This window comes from Modestobacter sp. VKM Ac-2986 (assembly GCF_026967795.1).
GTDB lineage: Bacteria > Actinomycetota > Actinomycetes > Mycobacteriales > Geodermatophilaceae > Modestobacter.
On the sequence record NZ_JAPVBH010000001.1, the window covers coordinates 157210 to 179964 of the forward strand.

The following is a 22755-nucleotide window of genomic DNA, read 5'->3' on the forward strand; positions in this document are numbered from 1 at the left end:
GTCCCGGCGTCGCGACCACCGCTCCGCACTCCCCGAGAGGACCCCCGATCCCGATGACCACCCCCCAGGTGCTCGGCGAGCGCTACGAGATCGGTGGGGTGCTCGGCCGGGGCGGCATGGCCGAGGTGCACCGCGGGCGGGACCTGCGGCTGGGCCGTGAGGTCGCGGTGAAGGTGCTGCGCCAGGACCTCGCCCGCGATCCGTCGTCCCAGGTGCGCTTCCGCCGCGAGGCCCAGGCCGCGGCGTCGCTGAACCACCCGGCGATCGTGGCCGTCTACGACACCGGCGAGGACCGCACCGCCACCGGCGCCACCCCCTACATCGTCATGGAGTACGTCGAGGGCGAGACGCTGCGCGACCTGCTGCGCACCGAGGGGCGCCTGCCCCCCGAGCGCGCGATGTCGCTCACCGCGGACATCTGCGCCGCCCTGGACTTCAGCCACCGGAACGGCATCGTGCACCGCGACGTCAAGCCCGGCAACGTCATGATCACGCCGCAGGGCACGGTCAAGGTGATGGACTTCGGCATCGCCCGCGCCGTCTCCGACTCCGCCGCGACGATGACCTCGACGGCCGCGGTGATAGGGACCGCCCAGTACCTCTCCCCCGAGCAGGCCCGCGGCGAGGGCGTCGACGCCCGCTCCGACGTCTACTCCGCCGGCTGCCTGCTCTACGAGCTGGCCACCGGCACCCCGCCGTTCACCGGCGACTCCCCCGTGGCGGTCGCCTACCAGCACGTGCGCGAGGACCCGCGGACGCCGTCGACGATCAACCCGGAGATCCCCCCGGCCCTCGACGCCATCCTGCTCAAGGCGATGAGCAAGAACCCGGCCAACCGGTACCAGTCGGCCGCCGACATGCGGGCCGACCTGCTGCGCGCCGTCGCCGGCCAGCGGGTCGAGGCCACGCCGGTCATGAGCGAGGCCGACCGCACCACGATCATCGGCGCCACCTCCGCCGGCCGGTACGACGACCAGTGGGACGAGCAGGACGACGGCCGCGGCAAGCGGCGCACCCTCATCGCCGCCGTCGTCGGCGGGCTGCTGCTGCTCGGGCTGGTCATCGCCGGGATCGTGGTCTTCAACAGCGGCGGCGACCGGGAGCCCACCGCCCCGGCCGTCGTCCAGGTGGCGGTCCCCAACCTGGTCGGGCAGACGGAGGAGGAGGCCACGACGGCGCTGACGACGGCCGGCCTGACCGTCGGCGAGGTCACCGACGAGGCCAGCGCGACGGTCGCCGAGGGCCAGGTCGTGCGCACCGACCCCACCTCCGGCACCCAGCTGGCCGAGCGGTCGCCGGTCGCCCTCGTGGTCAGCGCCGGCCCGGACAGCCTGACCGTGCCGGACCTGGCCGGCCGGGAGACCGCCGACGCCCGGGACCGGCTCAAGGCCACCGGCTTCACCGGCAGCATCAGCACCGACCAGGTCGACAGCCTCCAGCCGGAGGGCACCGTCGTGGAGAGCGACCCGCCCGCCGGCACCCAGGCCGCCCCGGACGCCGACATCACGCTCCAGGTGTCCACCGGGACGATCGACCTGCCCGACGTCCGCGGGCTCACCACGGCCGCCGCCCGGGAGCGGCTGATCAGCGCCGGCATCGACAACGGGCTCATCACCGAGTTCAACCGAGAGGACGACACCGTCGCCCCGGGCAGCGTCATCGACACCGACCCGGGCCCGGGCTCGTCGGTCTCCGTCGACGACTCGATCGAGCTGCAGATCGCCGTCCCCGTCCCGGTCGAGGAGGAGCCGGCGCCCAGCAGCACTCCGCCGGCCACCAGCAGCAGCCCGGCGACGCCCAGCAGCACCCCGCCGTCGAGCTCGGCACCGGCGACCCCCACCACCACCCCCGCGGGCTGACCCCCAAGGAACACAGCGGGCCCCTCTCCCGACCGGGTGAGGGGCCCGCTGTCGTCACCGGCTCAGACGGTGGCGGTGCTGAGCCTCCGCGTCGCGGCCGAGGCCGCCTCGACCAGCGCCGGGTCGGGGGCCAGCCCGCAGCCCACCAACCAGTTCGCCAGCAGCTGGTGGCCGCCCTCGGTGAGCACCGACTCCGGGTGGAACTGCACGCCCTCGATGGGCAGCTCACGGTGCCGCAGCGCCATGACGATCCCCGACGGGGTGTGCCCGGTGACCTCGAGCTCGTCGGGGACGGTGTCGGCCTCGACGGCCAGCGAGTGGTAGCGGGTGGCGGTGAAGGGCGAGGGCAGGCCGGACAGCACGCCCACGCCGTCGTGCACGACCTGGCTGGTCTTGCCGTGCAGCAGCTCCGGTGCGCGGCCCACGACGCCACCGAAGGCCTCGGCGATGGCCTGGTGGCCGAGGCAGACGCCCAGCACGGGCAGGCCCGCCTCGGCGGCCGCCCGCACCATCGGCACGGTCACCCCGGCGTCCACGGGGGTGCCGGGGCCGGGCGAGAGCAGCACCCCGGCGACGTCGAGGTCCTCGAGCTCAGCGACGGTGACCGCGTCGTTGCGCCGGACCAGGCTGGGCACGCCCAGCTGGCCCAGGTACTGGACGAGGTTGTAGACGAAGCTGTCGAAGTTGTCGACGACCAGCACCGGGCGGACCGGTGCGGGCTCCGTGCCGGCGGCAGGGGCGTCAGGGAGGCTCACGGCTGGTTCAGGGCTCCAGGGGACGACGACGACAGGACCGGCGGGCGCCAGGGCGCGCGCTGCCGGGTCCAGGTGTACACGCCCGGCCCGCGGACGTCACCCGCCGCCCGGCTCAGTCGGCGCGGGCGTACTGCATGTCCAGGGTGCCGTCGTAGGGCGCCAGCGTCACGGTGCGCTCGTCCTGGACGTCGTAGGTGAGCCCGTAGCGGTCGGCGGCGTCCCGCAGCACGCGGACCTGCCCCGAGGCGTCGAGCTGGTCACGCATCTCCTCCGCGCTGCCCACCGCGGTCACCACGAAGGGCGGCGAGTAGGTGCGGCCCTGCAGCAGCAGGGTGTTGCCGACGCAGATGACCGCGCTGGTGGCGGTCAGCCGCCGGCCCATGATCGACACCCCGTCGGCGCCGGCGGCCCACAGCGCGTTGACCACGCCCTGGACGTCGGACTGGTGGATGACGACGTCGTCGGGCCCGGCGCCGGTGGGCAGCGCGCCGTTGGGCTCGAGCTCGGCGTCGTCCAGGGTGACGGTGAGCCCGGGCCCGGCGAGGGCGGTGAGACCGGCGGAGGGCTGCCCCGAACGGCCGAGCGCCTGCGCCTCGGCGACGGCGCCGTTGCGCCCGGCGGCCTGGTCGGTGAGCGCCTGCACGTCGGCCTGCAGGGCGGCCAGCGTCGCCTGCTGGTCGGCGACCGAGCCCTCGCGCTGGGCGATGAGGTCGGTCAGCCGGGAGCTCTGGCCGGCGCGCAGGTCGGTGCCCTGGGCCGTGGTGCTCGAGGTGGCGAAGATGAACCCGGCCACCAGGGCGACGACGGGCACCAGCGCCGTCCACGGGCTGATCCGCAGCGAGCCGACCGACCGGCGCACGTCGACCTCCCCTGCTGGCTCCGCGCGGCTCCGCCGGGCGCCGGATCAGGTGACCCGGCCCGCACGGGAGAGCTGCTCCGCTCGCCCTGCAGCTTAGGCTGGACGCAGTTCACGCCGGGGCGACAGGCCACGGCCCGGGAGGGAGTCCGCAGGTGCCGAAGTCGAAGGTGCGCAAGAAGTCGGTGTACACGCCGCCGGAGGGGGTCCTCCCCTCGTCGGCCGCCCGGGCGCGCGCCGTCCAGCCGAGCCCCCGCTGGTACGCCGTCCTGATGGTCGCGCTGATGCTCGTCGGGCTGCTGTGGATCGTCGTCTACTACGTCGCCGGCGACCGGATCGGCCTCATGACCACCCTGGGCCCCTGGAACTTCGCCATCGGCTTCGGCCTCATGGTGGCCGGCCTCATCATGTCGATGCGCTGGCGCTGACCGCGCCCTGACCCTCGGTCCGACAGGCCCCCGTCCGCTCCGGACGGGGGCCTTCGTCGTCCCCGGGGCACGCTCCCGGGGCGCCTCCAGGACGGGCTCCCGGCGGTCCCGTCGTCCGCCGCGCTGGGGACGACGACGGTGACCGTACGGAGCGCTGCGGTCACCCCGCGACAGAGTCGACAAAGCGGTCAACGTGCAGGTCAGACGCTCGTCAGCGGTCGGCGCCGACATCGTCTGTGCACAGCCGCGGCATTTGTCCACAGGCTGCCTGGCGGTCCGTCCACGGGGTTGTCCACGACATGTGGAGTCTGCGAGCCCGGTCATGCGCGGCTGACCTGCACGGATGCCCCTGGTGTGACCACTGGGGCGCAAACCACACGGGGGTGACTACACCCGTGGAAGTCCGTCCCCAGCTGTGTACACAACTGTGGGAAAACAGGGGTGTTCCCCTGGTCGGCGGCGCCCTACTACCCGCCTCCGGCGATCGCAAACCAACAGCGTGACGGCTTGTTCGTCGGCGTGTCCCGGCCTCTTGTCGACAACTCCAGCCAGTGAGCGAACGACGCTGTTCGGTGAGGATCCGGCCCTTCGACGGTGGGTCCGCCTGTGGACGACGAGCCCGCCGGGGCCGCGCACGCGCCGGGTCGGCAGCCGGGCCGTACGGGGTGACAAGCTGGCCGGGTGCAGTGGTCGCCCCGCGTCGGCGAGACGGTCGCGGTGGCGGTCGCTGGCCTCGGACTCGCGCTGGCCGCCCTGGTGGTCGACCCGGTCGGCCGGGTGCTGGTCGGGGGCGCCGCGCTGCTGCTGCTCGGCCTGGCCCTCCGCGACGCCCTGGTGCGGCCCCGCCTGCGGGCCGACGCGGTCGGCGTGACCGCGCGGGCGCTGACCGGCAGCACGGCGATCGCCTGGCCGGCACTGCGGGCGCAGGTGCGCAGCCAGCGGCGGTGGGGCGTGCGGTCGACCACGCTGGAGCTGGAGGACCGCACCGACGACACCGTCCTGGTCGTGCTGGGGCGCCGCGAGCTGGGCGCCGACCCCGGCGTGGTCGCTGGTGTGCTGCACGCCGCCGGGGCCGGCTCCTGACCGCTGGTCTCCGCGGCGGGAGGGGCTAGCGCAGCCCGCCGAACACCAGGACCAGCAGGACGACGACCAGCAGGGCCGTCCCGCCGAGGACGACCGGGCGGTTGCGCCGGCCGAACACCATCACCGCGGCCACCAGCGCCCCGGCCACGAGGCCGCCGAGGTGCCCCTGCCAGGAGATGCCGGGCAGGAAGCTGACCACCAGGTTGATGGCCAGCAGGGTGAGCAGGCCGCGCAGGTCCTCCCGCCGGGACAGCAGCAGTACGCCCAGCCCGCCCAGCAGGCCGTAGATGGCCGCCGAGGCGCCCACGACCCCCTGGTACGGCGGGGCGAAGAGCTGGATCGCCGCGGCGCCGCCGAGGGCGGACACCAGGTAGAGCGTGAGGTACCGGCCGCGGCCGAGCTGGCGCTCGAGCTCGGAGCCGAAGACCAGCAGCGCGAGCATGTTGAACACCAGGTGGACCAGGCTGACGTGGGTGAAGGCACTGGTGACCACCCGCCACCACTCGCCCTGGTCGATGGCGACGGGCGCGGTGGCAAAGGCGTTCTGCAGCGGGGAGGCGAAGCTGCGGAGCGGGTTGACCCCCTGGCTCACCGCGGAGACGGCGGTGGCCAGCGCCACCAGCACGTTGACCCCGATCAGGGTCAGCGTGACCGGGCCGAAGCGCCGGCTGGCGACCCGCAGTCCGGTGGTGCGCTTGGGCCGCCGGACCCCGGCGTTGCCGGCCTTGACGTCGTCCGGGCACTGGAAGCCGACCGAGGCCGGGTTCATGCACTCGGGGCAGATCGGCCTCCCGCAGCACACGCAGGAGACGCCGGTGGGTCGGTCGGGGTGCCGGTAGCAGGTCGCGGCAGGGGGCGCCGGCTGCGGGTCTCCCGCGCCGGCGCCCCCGTTGCCCTCAGCCGTGCTCAGCTGCGCTGCACCTCGACGGACTCGATGACGACCTCGTCCACCGGCTTGTCGCCGCGGGAGGTGGGCGTCGTGGCGATGGCGTCGACGACCTTCTTGCTGGCCTCGTCGGAGACCTCACCGAAGATCGTGTGCTTGTTGTTCAGGTGCGGGGTGTTGGTGACGGTGATGAAGAACTGGGACCCGTTGGTGCCCGGACCGGCGTTGGCCATGGCCAGCAGGTAGGGGCGGTTGAAGGCCAGGTCGGGGTGGAACTCGTCGCCGAACTTGTAGCCCGGGCCGCCGGTGCCCTGCCCGAGCGGGTCGCCGCCCTGGATCATGAACCCGTCGATGACGCGGTGGAAGACGGTGCCGTCGTAGAGCTTGGCGGTGGTCTTCTCCCGGGTGCGGGGGTCGATCCACTCGCGGGTGCCCTCCGCCAGCTCGGCGAAGTTGGCGACCGTCTTGGGCGCGTGGTCGGGGAACAGGTCGACGGTGATGTCGCCACGGTTGGTGTGCAGGACGGCACGCCGTGCTGCGGGAGTCTGCTCAGTCACGGGACCACTCTCCCACTGACCACCCCCGCCCCGCTGGGTGCCCGTTCCTGCAGCCGCCCGGGCAGCCGTGCCGCGCACGGGCGGGCGGGCCGCCGGGCCCCGTCGGCCCGGGTGCGACCGCGGACGGGGCCGGTGCCCGGCGTCGACCTGGACCACACGCGCCCCTGCTCGCACCCGACTCGACGCACGGTGGACCCTCGACGTCGCGGAGGTGGTCGTCGGCCGGTGCACGCCGCGGCACCGACGTGGTGCGGGGTCGGCGGCGGCCGCGCAGGAGGACGGCCCCGGGTCCTGCACGGGGCCCCGTCGTCCTGGTGAGGGAGTGGAGACGAGGGGAATCGAACCCCTAACCCCCGCCTTGCAAAGGCGGTGCTCTGCCAATTGAGCTACGTCCCCGGGCGGCGCGGCGGGCGCACCGGGTGGTTCAGTGCAGGTGGATCACGAGGAGCGGGGGGTGCTGACCGCGTCCGGGCCGCTGGTGGCCTGGGCCCAGAGGTCGGCCTCGCCCTTGGTGGACGTGCGCTTGCGGACCGCCACCACGGTACCGGCAGCGAGCGCTGCCACCACCAGCTTCTTCAGCACGCGGGACCTCCTCGGACTGTGGTGGCCACCGCGGCGCTGGTGACCGCTCGGGGGACCTCGGGCAGGGGAACCGGACCGCGTGGTCCTGGGTTCCCCCGCCGTCGGTGCACGGGTGGGCGTGGGAGGACTTGAACCTCCGGCCTCATCCTTATCAGGGATGCGCTCTAACCGCCTGAGCTACACGCCCGTGGACCGATGAACAGCTTACCTGGCCCCCCGGAGCCCCCTGACAGGGGGCTCCGGGGTCGGCCCCCTCGCAGGGCCCCACCGTGAGCCTGCGAGCGGTGGGGGGCGAGGGGGTCCTTCATTCGCGCTCGGCGAGGGTGAGCTCGAGGCCGCCCACCAGGTCGGAGCACAGGTTGTAGACGAACGTCCCGACGGTGCACAGCGCGGTCAGCAGCAGGATGTTCACCGCACCGATCACGGCGGCGCCGGTGAAGACCAGGCCGGCGGTGATGGTGAAGGACTCGGTGGCGACCCCACCGGTGGAGGTGCTGACCTGGCCGATGAGGTCGTTGACGCTGTCGAAGACGCCCAGCCCGCTGAGCACGCCGTAGAGGACGCCCACGGCGACCATCCAGACGAAGAACAGCGCGATCGACACGACCAGCGAGATCTTCAGCGCCGACCAGGTGTCGATGTGGCGCAGCTGCAGCCGGGCCCGGCGCGGGCCGCGACGGCCCTTGCCGGCGGGCCGGGTGCCGTCACCGGCGGTCCGGGGACCAGCGGTGGGGCGCGGGGTGTCCGCCGGGCGGGCGGTGTCGACCGGCCGGGTCGGCTCGGCCGGGCGGACGCCGGCCGGGGGCAGGCTGACCGACTGCGTGGCGTCCACCGGGGCGGCGCTGCGGGCGGCGGACCGCACGCCGGCGGAGATCCGGTTGCCCTGCCCGGTCGCGGGCGGCGTCACCGGGGGCACCGGCGTCGCGACCGCGCGGGTCTCGTCGGCCGGCGTGGGCTGCCCGGCGAGCGGACGGGCGGTGGCGGCGGTGGACCCGCCCGCCACCGGGGGCGCCGGCGTCTCGGCCGCGGCGCCGTCCGGTCCGTCGGCGGGTGCCTGCTCCGGCACGTCGCTGACCTGGGGGGCGCCGGCCGGATCCGCGTCGGCCGTTCCCGACCCCTCACGGGAGTCGGTACGCACCGAACTACGCGCCCGGTCGCTCATCCCAGTCTCCTGTCCGCCTGCGGCCCTCGCCGCGTTGCTTCACCCACCGGCGCCGTCCCGGAGGGGACGGCGACGCGGTCGGTGCGGTGGTCGTCGCGCAGGCCGGGACCAGGACGCCGTCGTCCCGGGACCCGACCTGGCATCCGCCCCACCCTAGGCTTCGGGCTCGTCGTTGTCCGTCGTACGCGCGATCGCCACGATGGAGACGTCTTCCGGCAAGTTCATGAGCTTGACGCCCATGGTCGCCCGGTCCCGGGTGTGCCGGACGCCGTTGACCGGCGTGCGGATCACCCCGCCGCCGGAGGTGATCGCGTAGAGCTCGTCACCGAGCACCACGGCCAGCGCACCCACGAGCGCGCCCTTGCGGGCCTTGGGGTCGGCGGTGAGCACGCCCTTGCCGCCGCGGTTCTGCTCCGGGTAGTGCTCGATGCCGGTGCGCTTGGCGTAGCCGCCCTCGGTGGCGACCAGGACGTCGACACCCTCCTGGACGACGATCATCGACAGCAGCGTGTCGTCGTCGGCCAGCGAGATGCCGCGAACGCCCTCGGTGGCCCGGCCCATCGGCCGCAGCTGCTCGTCGGTGGCCTTGAAGCAGATCGACATGGCCTTGCGGGTGACGAGCAGCAGGTTCTGGTCCTGGCTGATCAGCGCGGCCCCGACCAGCTCGTCGTTCTCGCGCAGGTTGATGGCGATCACGCCGCCGGTGCGCGGGGAGTCGAAGTCGGTCAGCCGGGTCTTCTTGACCTGGCCGCGGGCGGTGGCCAGCACCAGGTACGGGGCGACCGTGTAGTCCTTGATCTGGATGACCTGGGCGATCTTCTCGTCCGGCTGGAAGGCCAGGATGTTCGCCACGTGCGCACCGCGGGCGGTGCGGGCCGCCTCGGGCAGCTCGTAGGCCTTGGCCCGGTAGACCCGGCCCTTGTTGGTGAAGAACAGAATCCAGTCGTGGGTCGAGCCCACGAAGAACTGCTGGACCAGGTCGTCCTGCTTGAGCTGGGCCCCCATGACGCCCTTGCCGCCGCGCCGCTGCGAGCGGTAGAGGTCGGCCTTGGTGCGCTTGGCGTAGCCGGTGCGGGTGATCGTGACGACCACCTGCTCCTCGGCGATGAGGTCCTCCATGGAGACGTCACCGTCGTTGGCCACGAACTGGGTGCGCCGGTCGTCGCCGTACTTCTCGGCGATCTCGGCCAGCTCGTCGCGGATGATCTGCCGCTGCCGCTCGGGGTCGTCGAGGATGGCCTGCAGCTCGGCGATGCGGGCCTCGATCTCGGCCAGCTCGTCCAGGATCCGCTGCCGCTCCAGGGCGGCGAGGCGGCGCAGCTGCAGGTCCAGGATCGAGACGGCCTGGATCTCGTCGACGTCCAGCAGCTCCATCAGGCCGGTGCGGGCGGCCTCGGCCGACTCGCTGGCCCGGATGAGGGCGATGACGGCGTCGAGCTGGTCGAGGGCCTTGGCGTAGCCGCGCAGGATGTGCGCGCGCTCCTCGGCCTTGCGCAGCCGGTAGCGGGTGCGCCGGACGATGACCTCGATCTGGTGCATGACCCACATGCGCACCAGCTCGTCCAGGCGCAGCGTGCGGGGCACGCCGTCGACGATGGAGAGCATGTTGCAGCCGAAGGTGGTCTGCAGCTGGGTGTGCTTGTAGAGGTTGTTCAGCACGACCTTGGCGACGGCGTCGCGGCGCAGGGTGATGACCAGCCGGCGGCCGACGCGGTCGGAGGACTCGTCGGCGATCTCGCTGATGCCCTGCAGGCGGCCGTCGCGGACGCCGTCGGCGATCGCCTCGGCCAGGTTGTCCGGGTTGACCTGGTAGGGCAGCTCGGTGACGACCAGCTGCACCCGGCCCCGGGAGTCCTCCTCGACGGTGACGACGGCGCGCATGCGCACCGAGCCGCGACCGGTGCGGTAGGCGTCCTCGATGCCCTCGCGGCCGACGATCAGGCCGTGGGTCGGGAAGTCCGGGCCCTTGACGTGCGTCATGCAGGCGGTGAGCGCCTCTTCGGGCTCGGCGTCGGGGTGGTCGAGCATCCAGAAGACGGCGGCGGCGACCTCGCGCAGGTTGTGCGGGGGCATGTTGGTCGCCATGCCGACGGCGATGCCGGCCGAGCCGTTGACCAGCAGGTTCGGAAACCGGCCGGGCAGGACGAGCGGCTCGGCCTTGGTGCCGTCGTAGTTGGGCTGGAAGTCGACGGTCTCCTCGTCGATGTCCCGCAGCATCTCCATGGCCAACGGGGTCAGCCGGGCCTCGGTGTAGCGCATGGCAGCGGCGGGGTCGTTGCCCGGGGAGCCGAAGTTGCCCTGACCGTCGATCAGCGGGTAGCGCAGCGCCCAGGGCTGGGCCAGCCGCACGAGGGCGTCGTAGATCGCCGAGTCACCGTGCGGGTGGTAGTTGCCCATGACCTCACCGACGACGCGGGCGCACTTGACGGTGGCCCGGTCGGGGCGGAAGCCCTGGTCGTACATGGCGTAGAGCACGCGGCGGTGCACGGGCTTGAGGCCGTCGCGCACCTCGGGCAGCGCACGGCCCACGATCACCGACATCGCGTAGTCGATGTAGCTGCGCTGCATCTCCTGCTGGAGGTCGACCGGTTCGACGCGGTCGCGGCTGGGGGTCTCGGTCACGTCTGGTTCTCCACAAGTCGATGCACAGCGGTGGACAAATGCCCAGGTCAACCAGCGAGTGGGAAGTCATCGCCGGGGCGGTCGCCACGCCGGGCAGCTGGTCACTGCCCCGGCGTGGCGTCAAAGACGGTCACCCGTCTGGTCGATCGGGCCCTTGGATGGGGCCCTTCGGCCCCCTCGCAGGGTCCCGCCACGAGGTACGAGTGGCGGGGGGCGAGGAGGTCCTCACACGTCCAGGAAGCGGACGTCCTTGGCGTTGCGGGTGATGAAGCTGCGGCGGGCCTCGACGTCCTCGCCCATCAGGACGCTGAAGATCTCGTCGGCGGCCGCGGCGTCGTCCAGGGTGACCTGGCGCAGGATCCGGGTGTCGGGGTCCATGGTGGTCTCCCACAGCTCCTTGGCGTCCATCTCGCCCAGGCCCTTGAACCGCTGGATGCCGTCGTCCTTGGGGATCTTGCGGCCGGCCTCGGCGCCGGCCTTGAGCAGCGCGTCGCGCTCGCGGTCGGAGTAGGCGTACTCCAGGCCGACCTTGCCGCCCCACTTGATCTTGTACAGCGGCGGCGCGGCCAGGTAGACGTGGCCGGCCTCGACCAGCGGGCGCATGAAGCGGAACAGCAGGGTCAGCAGCAGCGTGGTGATGTGCTGGCCGTCGACGTCGGCGTCCGCCATCAGGATGATCTTGTGATACCGGAGCTTGGTGAGGTCGAACTCGTCGTGGATGCCGGTGCCGAACGCGGTGATCATCGACTGGACCTCGGTGTTCTTCAGCACCCGGTCGATGCGCGCCTTCTCGACGTTGATGATCTTGCCGCGGATGGGCAGGATCGCCTGGTACATCGAGTCGCGGCCGGACTTGGCCGAGCCGCCGGCCGAGTCGCCCTCGACGATGTAGACCTCGGAGTTGCGCGGGTCGGTGGACCGGCAGTCCGAGAGCTTGCCCGGCAGCCCGCTGACGCTCAGCAGGCTCTTGCGGGCCAGCTTGCGGGCGTCCTGCGCCGCGCGGCGGGCGCGGGCGGCGGAGGCGGCCTTGGTGATGATGAACTTGGCCTCGGCCGGGTTGGACTCGAACCAGTGGCCGATCTGGTCGTTGCAGACCTTCTGGACGAAGCCCTTGACCTCGGTGTTGCCGAGCTTGGTCTTCGTCTGACCCTCGAACTGCGGGTCGCCCAGCTTCACCGAGACGATGCAGGCCAGGCCCTCACGGATGTCGTCGCCGGTCAGGGCGTCGTCCTTGGCCTTGAGGATGCCCTTGTCCTTGGCGTACCGGTTGACGATCGAGGTGAGCGCCGCCCGGAAGCCCTCCTCGTGCGTGCCGCCCTCGTGGGTGTTGATGATGTTGGCGAAGGTGTGCACCGACTCGGAGTAGGCGTCCGACCACTGCATCGCGACCTCGACCGACATCGCGGTGTCGTTCTTGCCCACGCCCTCGGCGGAGAAGCCGATGACCGACTTGTGGATCGGGGACTTGCGGCGGTTGAGGTAGGCGACGTAGTCGACCAGGCCCTGGTCGTACTGCCAGGTGACCTCGGTGGGCTCGAAGGCCTCCTCGACGGTCTCGACCGGGGCGGCGTGCTCGGCCAGCGACTCCTCGCCGACGCCGGACTCGACCTTGCTGTGCCCGGGGCGCTCGTCGCGCAGGACGATCTTCAGGCCCTTGTTGAGGAAGGCCATCTCCTGCAGGCGGCGGGCGATCGTGTCGTAGGAGAACGTGGTCGTCTCGAAGATCGACCCGTCGGCCCAGAAGGTGATCGCGGTGCCGCGCTTGTCGGTCGGCCCGACCTTCGTCAGCGTGCCCGGCTTGGCCAGGTCGTAGTGCTGGTGCCACTCGGACCCCTTGGTCCAGATGGTCACGTCGAGCTCGGTGGACAGCGCGTTGACCACGGTGACGCCGACGCCGTGCAGACCACCGGAGACGCCGTAGCTCTTGCCGTCGAACTTGCCGCCGGCGTGCAGGATCGTCAGCACGACCTCGACGGTGGGGCGCTTCTCGACCGGGTGCATGTCGACCGGGATGCCACGGCCGTTGTCCTCGACCCGGACGCCGCCGTCGGCCAGCAGCGTGACCCGCACGGTGTCGCACCAGCCGGCGAGGTGCTCGTCGACGGCGTTGTCCACGACCTCCCACACCATGTGGTGCAGGCCGCGCTCGCCGGTCGAGCCGATGTACATGCCGGGGCGCTTGCGGACCGCCTCCAGCCCTTCCAGCACGGTGATGGAGCTGCCGGAGTAGGCGGTCTCGTTCTGGGGCGCTGCGACCACGTGGGGCCCTTCTCTTGCGCAGCCGCTCGGCCGGGGGCGACCACGTCGACGCAGGCGTCGACCGGCGCAGGGCGGCTCTGAGAGGGCTGCTGGCGGTGTGTCACCTCCAGAGTACCGGGTCGCGGACGCCAGGACCGGCCGTCCACGCCCTCACGTCACGCGAGAGCCCCTCACGACCCATCCGCCACCACCGGTCTTGCCCCCCACCCGGACACGCCGTCCTCGGTCGGCACCGGCGGCTCCCGCACGGGCACCGTCGGCCCCCTCGCAGGGTCCCGCGACGAGCGTGCGAGTCGTGGGGGGCGAGGGGCTCCTTCAGTTGACGGGGCCGCCGGAGGTGAACCGTTCGGGGTCCAGCGGCGGGACGGCGGGCCCGGTGCGCCGGTTGACCAGCACGGTGACCACCCACAGCAGGACGCCGATGCCGAGCAGGACGCCGGCGATCCGGTACTGCTCGGTGGGCCGACCGGCCCACGGCGTGGCCAGGAATGCGCAGGCCAGCGCCCCGACGACCGGCAGCACGGTGGGCGTGCGGAAGTGGTCGCCCTCGACGGGGTCCTTGCGCAGCACCAGCACGGCGACGTTGACGACGGTGAAGACGACGAGCAGCAGCAGCGCCGTCGTCCCGCCGAGTGCGGGGACGGCGCCGACGAAGGTGATCAGCCCGAAGGCCAGCGCGGTGGTGAACAGGATCGCCGTGGTCGGGGTGCGGCGGGTGGCGCTCACCCGGCCCAGCAGCGGGGGCAGCACGTGCTGGTTGCTCATGCCGTAGACCAGCCGGCTGGCCATCAGCATGTTGATCAGGGCGGAGTTGGCGACGGCGAACATCGTGATGACACCGAAGAGCCCGATCGGGAAGCCGGGCGCCCCGGCCTCGACGACCTGCAGCAGCGGCGTGTCGCCCTGGCTGAGCTGGTCGGCCGGCACCAGCGCGATCGCCGAGATCGACACCAGCACGTAGATGAGGCCGGTGGCCAGCAGCCCGGCCAGCAGCACCTTGGGGAAGATGCTCCGCGGCTCCTTGCACTCCTCGGCCATGTTCACCGAGTCCTCGAAGCCCACCATCGCGAAGAAGGCCAGCCCGGTCGCGGCGATCACCCCGCCGACCAGGGACCGCTCACCGGTGTCGAACTCCGTCACCCGGGAGAAGTCGCCCTCCCCCGCACCCAGGGCCCAGGCGCCCACCCCGATGACGATGAGCAGGCCGGTGAGCTCCACGCAGGTGAGCACCACGTTGGCCTTGACGCTCTCCCCCACGCCGCGCAGGTTGACCAGCGCGACCAGGCCCATGAAGCCCAGGCCGATGAGGGTGATGCCGATGCCGGAGTCGAAGCCGAGCCCGAACACGTCGGCGGCGTTGGCGCTGAACGCCCGGGCGGCGGTGGAGGCCGAGGTGATGCCCGAGCTCATCACCGCGAACGCCACGAGGAACGTGACGAAGTGGATGCCGAAGGCCTTGTGCGTGTACAGCGCGGCGCCGGCGGCCTGCGGGTACTTGGTGACCAGCTCCAGGTAGCTGAAGGCGGTGACCAGCGCGACGAGGAAGGCGACCAGGAACGGCAGCCACACCACACCGCCCACCTGGGCGGCCACCTGGCCGGTGAGGGCGTAGATGCCGGTGCCGAGGATGTCGCCGACGATGAACAGCAGCAGCAGGCCCGGCCCCATCACCCGCTTCAGGCTCGGCTGACCGTTCGCGGACTCGTCCTCGGTGCGCACGGCCTCGGCCATCGTGGTGCCTCCCTGTGTCGTGCCAGGGATGTTCCTGTGCCTCCGGTCACCTGTCGACCCCCGAGCGCGTCTTCGTTCCACGTGGAACGAAGACGCAACGCGCCCGCTACACGAGCAGCTGGGCGGTGGCGAGCTCGCGGTAGAGCGGGCTGGTGTCGACCAGCTCGTGGTGGGTGCCCGAGGCGACCACCCGGCCGGCGTCCAGGACGACGATCCGGTCGCTGTCGAGCACGGTCGACAGCCGGTGGGCGACCACCAGCAGGGCACGGTCGGCGGCCGCGGCGGCCAGGGTGTCCCGCAGCAGGCCCTCGTTGCGGGCGTCGAGGCTGGCGGTGGGCTCGTCGAGGAGCAGCAGCGCCGGCCGGGACAGCAGCGACCGGGCGATGGCCAGCCGCTGGCGCTCCCCGCCGGACAGCAGCACGCCGTCGTCCCCGACCGGGACGTCGAGCCCGAGCGGGGAGCGCTCGACGACGCCGGTGAGCCCGACGTCGGCCAGCGCCGTCCACAGCTGCTCGTCGGTGGCGTCCGGGGTGGCCAGCTGCAGGTTCTGCCGCACGGTGCCGGCCAGCACCGGCGCCTCCTGCTCGACGTAGCCCATCCGGGCGCGCAGCGCGGCCCGCGGCAGCTCGCGGGTGTCGGTGCCGGCCCACCGGACGGCGCCGGCCGACAGCGGGTAGAAGCCCTCGACCAGCGCGAGGACGGTCGACTTGCCCGCACCCGACGGGCCGACGAGGGCGACCCGGCTCCCGGCGGGGACGGCGAAGGAGACGTCGCTGAGCACCGGGGTGCCGTCGGGGTAGCCGAAGCCGACGCCGTCGAGCTCGAGCAGCGGCACCGGGTCGGCGGCCGACGGCACGCGGAGCACCACCGACGAGCGGCCCGGGCGCTCGGGCACGTCGTCGTGCTCGGGGTCGAGGGCGAGCACCTCCTGCACGCGGGCCAGCGCACCGAGCCCGGTCTGCAGCTGGGTGTAGCTGCTGATCACTTCACCCAGCGGCCTGATCAGCAGGAACAGGTAGAGGATGAACGCGACCAGGTCGGCCACGGCGATCGAGCCGGTGGCCACCCGGTACCCGCCCAGCCCGAGGACGGCGAGGAACGCGCCCTGCACGGCGATGCCGGCGGCCGGCGAGACCAGCGCCTGCAGCCGGGCGACCTGCACCCCGGCGCCGTAGGCCCGCTCCGCGCTGGTGCCGACGGTGGCCACCTCCCGCTCCGTGGCCCCGCTGGCGCGGATGGTGCGCACCGCCGACAGCGCACGCTCCACCGCCGAGCTCATCTCCCCGACCTGCTCCTGCGCCTGCCGGGACAGCTCACGGACCCGGCGGGAGGCCAGCACCGCCACCGTCACCCCGACGCTCACCGCGAGCACGGTGACCAGCAGCAGCCAGACGTCGACCACCGCCATCGCGATCAGCGCACCGACGCCGACCACCACCGACCCGGCCAGCTCCACGACGCCGCTGGTGACCGTGGCCCGCAGCAGGGTGGTGTCCGAGCCGACCCGGGACATCAGGTCACCGGTGCGCCGCCGGTCGTACTCGGCGACCGGCAGCCGGAGCAGCCGGTCGGTCAGCAGCCGCCGGGTGCTCAGGACGACGCCCTCCGCCGTCCGCTGGAGCAGGAACTGCTGGCCGGCGCCGAGCACCGAGGCCAGCACCAGGACGACGACCAGCGCCAGGACCCCGGGCAGCACGGCCTCCCCGGAGCCGACCGCCCGGATGACCCGGGCGACCAGCGCGGGCTGGGCCAGCGCCGCGGCAGCGGAGACCAGCGACAGCGCGGCCGCCGCGGCGAGCGCGCGGCGGTGCGGGCGCAGCAGCGGCAGCAGCTCGCGCAGCCCCGCCGTCGGCGGCTTCCCCCCTGGCGCCTCCTCCCCTCGCGCCTCCTCCCGTGCTGCCGTCGGCCGTGCGGTCTCCCCGGTCGTCACCCGGCAGCGGCCAGGGCGCCGGCGAGGGCGGCGAGCAGGCGGGCGTGGTGCTCGATGAGCTGCGGCCGGTTCGGGTCCGGGCGGACGGCGGCCACGAAGCCGGCGGCCGACCACAGCTCGTCGCCGTCGTCGGTGCCCAGCAGCGACTGGCGGACCAGCGGGTCGGCGACCAGCCGGCGCACCTGCGGCCCGTCCTCGACGGCCATCAGCAGCCAGCGCCGGTCGAACTCGGGGTCCGGGCTGGGGATCTGCAGCATGCCGCCGGTGCCGTGCCGCCACAGCCGGGCCGGGGAGAGCCGGAAGGTGGGCACCGCGCCGAGCACCGGGGCGGCGGTGACCGCGTGGGTGCTGACCCAGGAGCGCCCCACCGGGGAGGCGATGTCGAAGGCGACCAGGTCCAGGCCGTCGCCACGGCCGCGCAGCACGCGGCTGGGCCGGTCCTCGCGCCCGGGCCGCACCGGCGCGCTCTGCAGCAGCGGGAGCAGCTCGGCGTCCTGCGGGCTGGTGCCGTCGGAGGGGACCCAGCCCCACTGCTGCGCCCACTGCAGGGTGCCGAAGGGGTCGGTCGGGTCCGGCGCCGGGCCCTGGTCGTACTGCTCGAGCTCGTCGGCCGGGCGGTCGTCCTCGGCCGGGTCCTTCCGCTCGTCGTCCCCGGCGCGCGACCGGCCGCCGAACAGGCCGCCGAGACCACCGAGACCGCGGCGGGGGCGGCCGGCGTCCGGGTCGTCCTTCGTCACCGGCTCGTCGGCCGGCCAGGAGGTCGGCGCCGGCGCGGGGGCCGGGGCAGCGGCGGGCAGGCCGGGGCGGTCGGGCTCGACCGCCGGCAGGTCCCACCCGGCCGGCTGCCAGCCCGCGCCGTCGGCGGCGGTGCTGCCGGTGGACCCGGTGCCGCCGGGCGTGCCCGGGCCGGCCGGGTCGCTCGAGGCGGGGTCACGCGGGGTCGGGTCACCGGGGACCGGCCCGCCGGGGACGGGGTCACCGCCCAGGTGAGCCGGCTCCTGCCAGCCGGCCGGTCGGCCGTCCTCGAAGCCGTCGCCGTCACGGTCGCGCGGGCTGCTCATCGCCGGGTGCTCCTCGTCTCGCTGTGCGTCTGCGTCTCGCTGTGCGTCTGCCTCGCCGGGTCCCCGTCGCGGGCACCTCAGCCGTACGTGTCGCGCGGCCCCCGGCCGCGGACGGTGCGCGGGCCCTTCTTCCAGCTCGGCGCCGTCGGACCCACAACGCGCAGCCGGGTCACGACGTCCCCGCCCACCCCGGCGCGCAGCCGGCCGAGGATGCTCGGGGCCAGCAGCCGCAACTGGGTGGCCCACGCGGTGGACTCGGCGACGACCAGAAGCTCGCCCTCGCTGAGCGACTCCGGCCGGCAGTGTGCGGCGATGTCGGCCCCCACCAAGGCGTCCCACCGGCCGAAGACGCTGCCGACCCGGGTGCGGGCGGTCCAGTCCTGCTGGCTGATCAGGGAGTCGACCAGCGAGCCCAGGGTCTGCGGGTCGTCGGCGCCGGGACCCGGGCCGGTCCACCGGCGGCGGGGCCCGGCGATGCGGCGGCGGGTGGGCTGGGGCCGGGACGCCGACGCCGCGCGGGCGGCCTCGAGCGCGGCCCGGGCGATGTCGGAGGGGCGTGCCGGTCGTTCCTCAGCCACCGTGGACCTCTCCCGTCTCCTCGTCGTCGGACACCGACCCGGCTCCCGGGTCGGCCTCGGCGGGCAGCACGGTCGCCCGGCCGTCGGCGACCTGCACCCGGGTGCCGCGCAGCGCCACGGGCACGTCCTCGGCGACGGCGGCGGTGATCAGCGTCTGCTCGGCGCTGCCGGCGACCTCGGCCAGCGCGGACCGCCGTCCGGCGTCCAGCTCGGCGAAGACGTCGTCCAGGACGAGGATCGGGTCGTCGCCCTCGGCGCGCAGCAGCGCGAAGCACGCCAGCTTCACCGCGAGGGCGAAGGACCAGGACTCCCCGTGGCTGGCGTAGCCCTTGGCCGGTGCCGGGCCCAGGTGCAGCACCAGGTCGTCGCGGTGCGGGCCGACCAGGGTGATCCCGCGGTCGACCTCCTCCTTGCGGCGCTCGGCGATCCGGTCGCGCAGGGCCGCGGCGAGCTCGTCGGCGCGGGGCAGCGCGCGGTCGGGGTCGGCCGGGGTGCCGTCGCCGGCCAGCGGGACGCTGCTGGTGTAGCCCAGCGCGGCCCGGTCGGCGCCCGGTCCGGCCACCCCCGCGTAGGCGTCGGTGACGTAGGGGGCGAGGTCGGCGACCAGCTGCAGCCGGGCGGCCAGCAGCTGCCCGCCGAGCTCGGTGAGGTGGCCGTCCCAGACCTCCAGGGTGGCCAGGGCGTTGCCGCGGGCGAGCTTCGCCGTCTTCAGCAGGGCGTTGCGCTGCTTGAGCACCCGGTCGTAGTCGCTGCGCACGCCGGCCAGCCGCGGCGTGCGGCTGACCAGCAGGTCGTCGAGGAACCGGCGGCGCTCGGCCGGGTCGCCGCGCACCAGCGCGAGGTCCTCGGGGGCGAACAGCACGGTCCGGACCAGGCCCAGCAGCTCACGCGGGCGCTGCAGCGGTGCGCGGTTGACCCGCACCCGGTTGGCCCGGCCGGGGTTGATCTCCACCTCGACGAGCAGCTCGCGCTCGTCCTTGCGCAGCGCCGCCCGGACGACGGCCTGGGTGGCGCCGTGCCGCACCAGGGGGGCGTCGGCGGAGACGCGGTGGCTGCCCAGCGTGGCCAGGTAGCCGACCGCCTCGACCAGGTTCGTCTTGCCCTGCCCGTTGCGGCCGACGAGCACCGTGGGCCCGGGGGTCAGCGCGAGGTCGGCCAGCTCCCAGCTGCGGAACTGGCCGACCTGCAGGTGCCGGAGGTACATCGCTCGGACCTCCGACGACGTGCTGGAACGGACTGCGTACGGGTCCCCGCGCTCGACGTGCGTGACGGGGTCAGGCCCCCTCGCAGGGTCCCAGCACGAGCCTGCGAGTGCTGGGGGGCGAGGGGGTCCTTCGTCAGGCGGGCTTCTCGGCTGCGCCGGTGTCGATCGAGCGCACCGCGTGGCCACCGAACTGGTTGCGCAGCGCGGCGACGGCCTTCATCGTCGGGGAGTCGTCCTGACGCGAGGAGAACCGGGCGAACAGCGAGGCGGAGATCGCCGGCATCGGGACGGCGTTGTCGATCGCGGCCTCGACGGTCCAGCGGCCCTCGCCGGAGTCCTCGGCGTAGCCGGTGATCCGCTCGAGCTCCGGGTCCTCCTGCAGCGCACGGACCAGCAGGTCCAGCAGCCAGGAGCGGATGACGGTGCCCTGGGTCCAGGAGGCGACGACGCCGGGGACGTCCTGGATCAGGTCGACCTTCTCCAGCAGCTCGTAGCCCTCGCCGTAGGCCTGCATCATCGCGTACTCGATGCCGTTGTGGACCATCTTGGCGAAGTGGCCGGCGCCGACCGGGCCGGCGTGCACGAAGCCCGCGCCCGGGTTGACCGGCGCACCCTCGGCGGCCTCGGCCGGCGGCTTGAGGGCGTCGAAGACCGGCTGGACCTTCGCGACGTCCTCGGCGGTCCCGCCGACCATCAGCGCGTAGCCGTTCTGCAGACCCCAGACACCACCGGAGACGCCGGCGTCGACGTAGCCGATGCCCTTCTCCGCCAGCTCGTCGGCGTGGACCTTGTCGTCGGTGTACTTCGAGTTGCCGCCGTCGACGACCACGTCGCCGGGGGACAGCAGCTCACCGAGCTCGCGGACGGTCGCCCGGGTCGGGTCACCGGCGGGGACCATCACCCAGACCACCCGCGGTGCCTGCAGCGCGTCGACGAGCCCCTGCAGGCTGTCGACGTCGCGCGTGCCCGGCGCCCGGTCGTACCCGACGACCTCGATGCCGGCGCGACGCACGCGCTCGGCCATGTTGCCGCCCATCTTGCCCAGCCCGATCATGCCCAGCTGCACGCCGGTCCTCCTCGTACTCGATGTCTGCGCCGGCCCGCGGTGTGCCGCGGTCGGTCCCTCGGTCGTCGTCCTGCGTGTCCAGGAGTCCCCGCCACGCTGCCGGGTCCTGTGCCGCCGGCCGCAGGGGCCGGGGCTCACCGGCGCCCATCGTGCTCGCCCGGTGCCCCGGACGCGCGCCGGGGTCCCCGGACGCGCCGGAGGCCGGGTCCGCTGCGGCCTCGCTGCAGGGACCCGCGCCGCGCGGAGCGTGGCGTGGGGGCCGGAAGGACCCCGTCCTCCTCATCCCTCGCGAGCTCGGGACGAGCCTCGGGACGGGGCCTCAGCCGGGCAGGCGCACCGGCATGATCAGGTAGCGGTAGCTGCCGGGGCGCTCCGCCGGACGGTCGTCGTCCCCGGTCTGCTCGCTGACACCGGAGAGCACCGCGGGCTTGAGCGCGGTGGTGAAGTCCATCCGGGCGCGCGGGGTGTGCACCGCGGCCAGCCCGTCGAGCAGGAACGTCGGGTTGAAGCCGATGGTCAGCGGGTCGCCGTCGAACACGACGTCGCAGCGCTCCTCGGCCTGGCCCTCGTCGTCGGTGCCGCCGGCCTTGAGCGTGACCTGGCCGGGGGTGAACTCGCAGCGCAGCGGGGTGCCGCGCTCGGCGACCAGGGCGACGCGCTTGGCGGCGTCGGTGAACAGCCCGACCGGCAGCTCGGCGAAGGAGGACGACTCGTTGGGCATGATCGCGCGGTACTTGACGAACTCGGCGTCCAGCAGCCGGGTGGTGGTCTGCCGGTCCTTGCCCGACATGCCCAGGATGCCCTCGCCGGAGCCGCCCGAGGACAGCGAGAGCACGACCTCCGGTCCGCTGGTCAGCGTCTTGGCGGCGTCGGCCAGCGTGCGCGCCGGGACCAGGACAGCGGCGGACAGACCCGGGGTCTCCGGGCGCCAGGCGAACTCGCGGACGGCGAGCCGGTAGCGGTCGGTGGCGGCGAGGGTGACCACGTCGCCCTCGATCTCCAGCCGGACGCCGGTGAGCATCGGCAGAGTGTCGTCGCGCCCGGCCGCCACGGCGACCTGGCTGACCGCCTCGGCGAAGGCGTCGCTGTCGACCACGCCGGCGGCCGAGGGCATCGACGGCAGCGAGGGGTAGTCCTCCACCGGCAGCGTCGGCAGGCTGAAGCGCGCGTTGCCGCAGGTGATCGACATCCGTGCGCCCTCGGCGACGACGTCGACCGGGTGCGGCGGCAGGGCCCGGGTGATCTCGGCCAGCAGCCGGCCCGGCACCAGGGTGCGGCCGTCCTCGGTGGACTGGACGTCGATCTCCGAGCGGGCGGAGACCTCGTAGTCGAAGCCGGAGACCGACAGCTGGCTGCCCTGGACCTCCAGCATGATCCCGGCCAGCACCGGCACCGACGGCCGCGGCGGCAGGCTGCGTGCCGTCCATGCCACGGCCTCGGCGAGCACCTCGCGTGCCACCCGGAACTTCATCTCGTGATCCACCCCTTGCTGGTGTGCCGTGCTGGTCTGCGCTGGGTCCTGCGGCGCGGTGTGGGCGTCATCCTCCCCCGAGCGCCCCCCTGCTTGACCAGTCCCCCGCTCCCGGACTCCCCGGGTGCTGTCTCTCGTCCCTGGTGGAGCGTGCTCTTGCCCTGGTGCCGGGCAGCGGGCGGAGCCCTGCCCGGCACTCCCCAGCCTGAATGTGGTTCGAGAACTCCTCGGCAGATATAGCTCATCTTCGTCATCACGGGTGTGGATGCTGGGGAACGACGCCCTTCTCGCAGGTCAACCGCGGTTTCCCCCTGTTGGCCCGCTGTGGGCCCAGAGCCCCGTACCTGTGTCGACACGTGGACAACTCGACAGTTCTGCACCGTCGTCGGCGTCTCTCCACCCCGTCTCCCCCGGAAACCCGCAGGTCCGTCCCCATCCCCAGGGGAAGCACGGGTTGTCCACCGGCCGCAGGTGTCGACATGTGGACTCCCGGGGGACATCACGGGGACGACGGGTGACGGCCTGACCTGCGCGGACGGGGTGCGGGCCTGATCGGTCCACGACGACGACCGCTCTCCCCAACCTGTGTACAGATCTGGGGACAAGGCGACACGGGACGTCGGTGGGCGACCGTCCCGGGGGTCGGAGGACCGCCTGCTGCACCC

At 73.5% G+C, this 22755-nt stretch carries 18 protein-coding genes and 2 tRNA genes; 3 read left to right on the plus strand and 17 right to left on the minus strand.

Features of this window, described 5'->3' with window-relative positions; all coding sequences use genetic code 11:
* The first annotated feature begins 53 nt into the window (after nt 1-53).
* A complete protein-coding gene (gene pknB / locus O2W14_RS00775) occupies nt 54-1859 on the plus strand; it encodes a Stk1 family PASTA domain-containing Ser/Thr kinase (RefSeq protein ID WP_269174181.1) in 1806 nt (601 codons plus the stop codon).
* Nucleotides 1860-1921: 62 nt separating this feature from the next.
* On the opposite strand, the gene O2W14_RS00780 is transcribed toward pknB, so the two are convergent.
* Nucleotides 1922-2614 (minus strand): aminodeoxychorismate/anthranilate synthase component II, encoded by a 693-nt coding sequence (locus O2W14_RS00780; RefSeq protein WP_269174182.1) that lies wholly within the window; start codon nt 2612-2614, stop codon nt 1922-1924.
* A gap of 112 nt (nt 2615-2726) precedes the next feature.
* The gene (locus O2W14_RS00785) at nt 2727-3473 is read right to left on the minus strand and encodes a DUF881 domain-containing protein (RefSeq protein ID WP_269174183.1); all 747 of its coding nucleotides are present in this window, start codon (nt 3471-3473) and stop codon (nt 2727-2729) included.
* 152 nt (nt 3474-3625) lie between these two features.
* Here O2W14_RS00785 and crgA point away from each other — a divergent pair, with 152 nt between their 5' ends.
* The gene (gene crgA / locus O2W14_RS00790; protein WP_269174184.1) at nt 3626-3898 is read left to right on the plus strand and encodes a cell division protein CrgA; all 273 of its coding nucleotides are present in this window, start codon (nt 3626-3628) and stop codon (nt 3896-3898) included.
* Between the two features lie 681 nt (nt 3899-4579).
* The gene (locus O2W14_RS00795) at nt 4580-4981 is read left to right on the plus strand and encodes a PH domain-containing protein (RefSeq protein WP_269174185.1); all 402 of its coding nucleotides are present in this window, start codon (nt 4580-4582) and stop codon (nt 4979-4981) included.
* Between the two features lie 25 nt (nt 4982-5006).
* Here the strand turns inward: O2W14_RS00795 and O2W14_RS00800 are convergent, their stop codons facing one another.
* The 15 genes from O2W14_RS00800 to dnaN form a co-directional block, all read right to left on the minus strand.
* Nucleotides 5007-5750 carry a rhomboid family intramembrane serine protease gene (locus O2W14_RS00800; protein ID WP_269174186.1) on the minus strand — a complete coding sequence of 248 codons (744 nt, stop codon included), beginning with the start codon at nt 5748-5750 and terminating at the stop codon, nt 5007-5009.
* Between the two features lie 137 nt (nt 5751-5887).
* On the minus strand, nt 5888-6424 hold the full coding sequence (locus O2W14_RS00805; RefSeq protein ID WP_269174187.1) for a peptidylprolyl isomerase: 537 nt from the start codon (nt 6422-6424) through the stop codon (nt 5888-5890).
* Between the two features lie 323 nt (nt 6425-6747).
* A tRNA-Ala gene (locus O2W14_RS00810) sits at nt 6748-6820 on the minus strand.
* Between the two features lie 42 nt (nt 6821-6862).
* Complete coding sequence (locus O2W14_RS00815) at nt 6863-7006, minus strand: DLW-39 family protein (RefSeq protein WP_269174188.1); 144 nt, start codon at nt 7004-7006, stop codon at nt 6863-6865.
* A gap of 113 nt (nt 7007-7119) precedes the next feature.
* Nucleotides 7120-7193: transfer RNA gene (locus tag O2W14_RS00820), tRNA-Ile, on the minus strand.
* A 117-nt stretch (nt 7194-7310) separates the two neighbouring features.
* Complete coding sequence (locus O2W14_RS00825; protein WP_269174189.1) at nt 7311-8072, minus strand: DUF3566 domain-containing protein; 762 nt, start codon at nt 8070-8072, stop codon at nt 7311-7313.
* A gap of 249 nt (nt 8073-8321) precedes the next feature.
* Nucleotides 8322-10790 (minus strand): DNA gyrase subunit A, encoded by a 2469-nt coding sequence (gyrA, locus tag O2W14_RS00830; protein ID WP_269174190.1) that lies wholly within the window; start codon nt 10788-10790, stop codon nt 8322-8324.
* Nucleotides 10791-11015: 225 nt separating this feature from the next.
* Complete coding sequence (gene gyrB / locus O2W14_RS00835) at nt 11016-13049, minus strand: DNA topoisomerase (ATP-hydrolyzing) subunit B (RefSeq protein WP_269174191.1); 2034 nt, start codon at nt 13047-13049, stop codon at nt 11016-11018.
* 315 nt (nt 13050-13364) lie between these two features.
* A complete protein-coding gene (locus O2W14_RS00840) occupies nt 13365-14780 on the minus strand; it encodes an APC family permease (RefSeq protein WP_269174192.1) in 1416 nt (471 codons plus the stop codon).
* Nucleotides 14781-14886: 106 nt separating this feature from the next.
* Nucleotides 14887-16710 (minus strand): ABC transporter ATP-binding protein, encoded by a 1824-nt coding sequence (locus O2W14_RS00845; protein WP_269174193.1) that lies wholly within the window; start codon nt 16708-16710, stop codon nt 14887-14889.
* On the minus strand, nt 16707-17771 hold the full coding sequence (locus tag O2W14_RS00850; protein WP_269174194.1) for a hypothetical protein: 1065 nt from the start codon (nt 17769-17771) through the stop codon (nt 16707-16709). Before O2W14_RS00850 ends, O2W14_RS00845 begins: the two co-directional genes overlap by 4 nt.
* Nucleotides 17772-17848: 77 nt before the next feature.
* Nucleotides 17849-18349 carry a DUF721 domain-containing protein gene (locus O2W14_RS00855; RefSeq protein ID WP_269174195.1) on the minus strand — a complete coding sequence of 167 codons (501 nt, stop codon included), beginning with the start codon at nt 18347-18349 and terminating at the stop codon, nt 17849-17851.
* Nucleotides 18342-19553, minus strand: a complete 1212-nt coding sequence (gene recF, locus O2W14_RS00860) for a DNA replication/repair protein RecF (protein WP_269174196.1) — start codon at nt 19551-19553, stop codon at nt 18342-18344. The genes O2W14_RS00855 and recF overlap by 8 nt, the downstream gene beginning before the upstream one ends.
* A gap of 133 nt (nt 19554-19686) precedes the next feature.
* Complete coding sequence (gene gnd, locus O2W14_RS00865) at nt 19687-20757, minus strand: phosphogluconate dehydrogenase (NAD(+)-dependent, decarboxylating) (RefSeq protein WP_269174197.1); 1071 nt, start codon at nt 20755-20757, stop codon at nt 19687-19689.
* A 181-nt stretch (nt 20758-20938) separates the two neighbouring features.
* Entirely contained in the window at nt 20939-22090 is a 1152-nt protein-coding gene (gene dnaN, locus O2W14_RS00870) for a DNA polymerase III subunit beta (RefSeq protein WP_269174198.1), read from the minus strand.
* Nucleotides 22091-22755 lie beyond the last annotated feature (665 nt).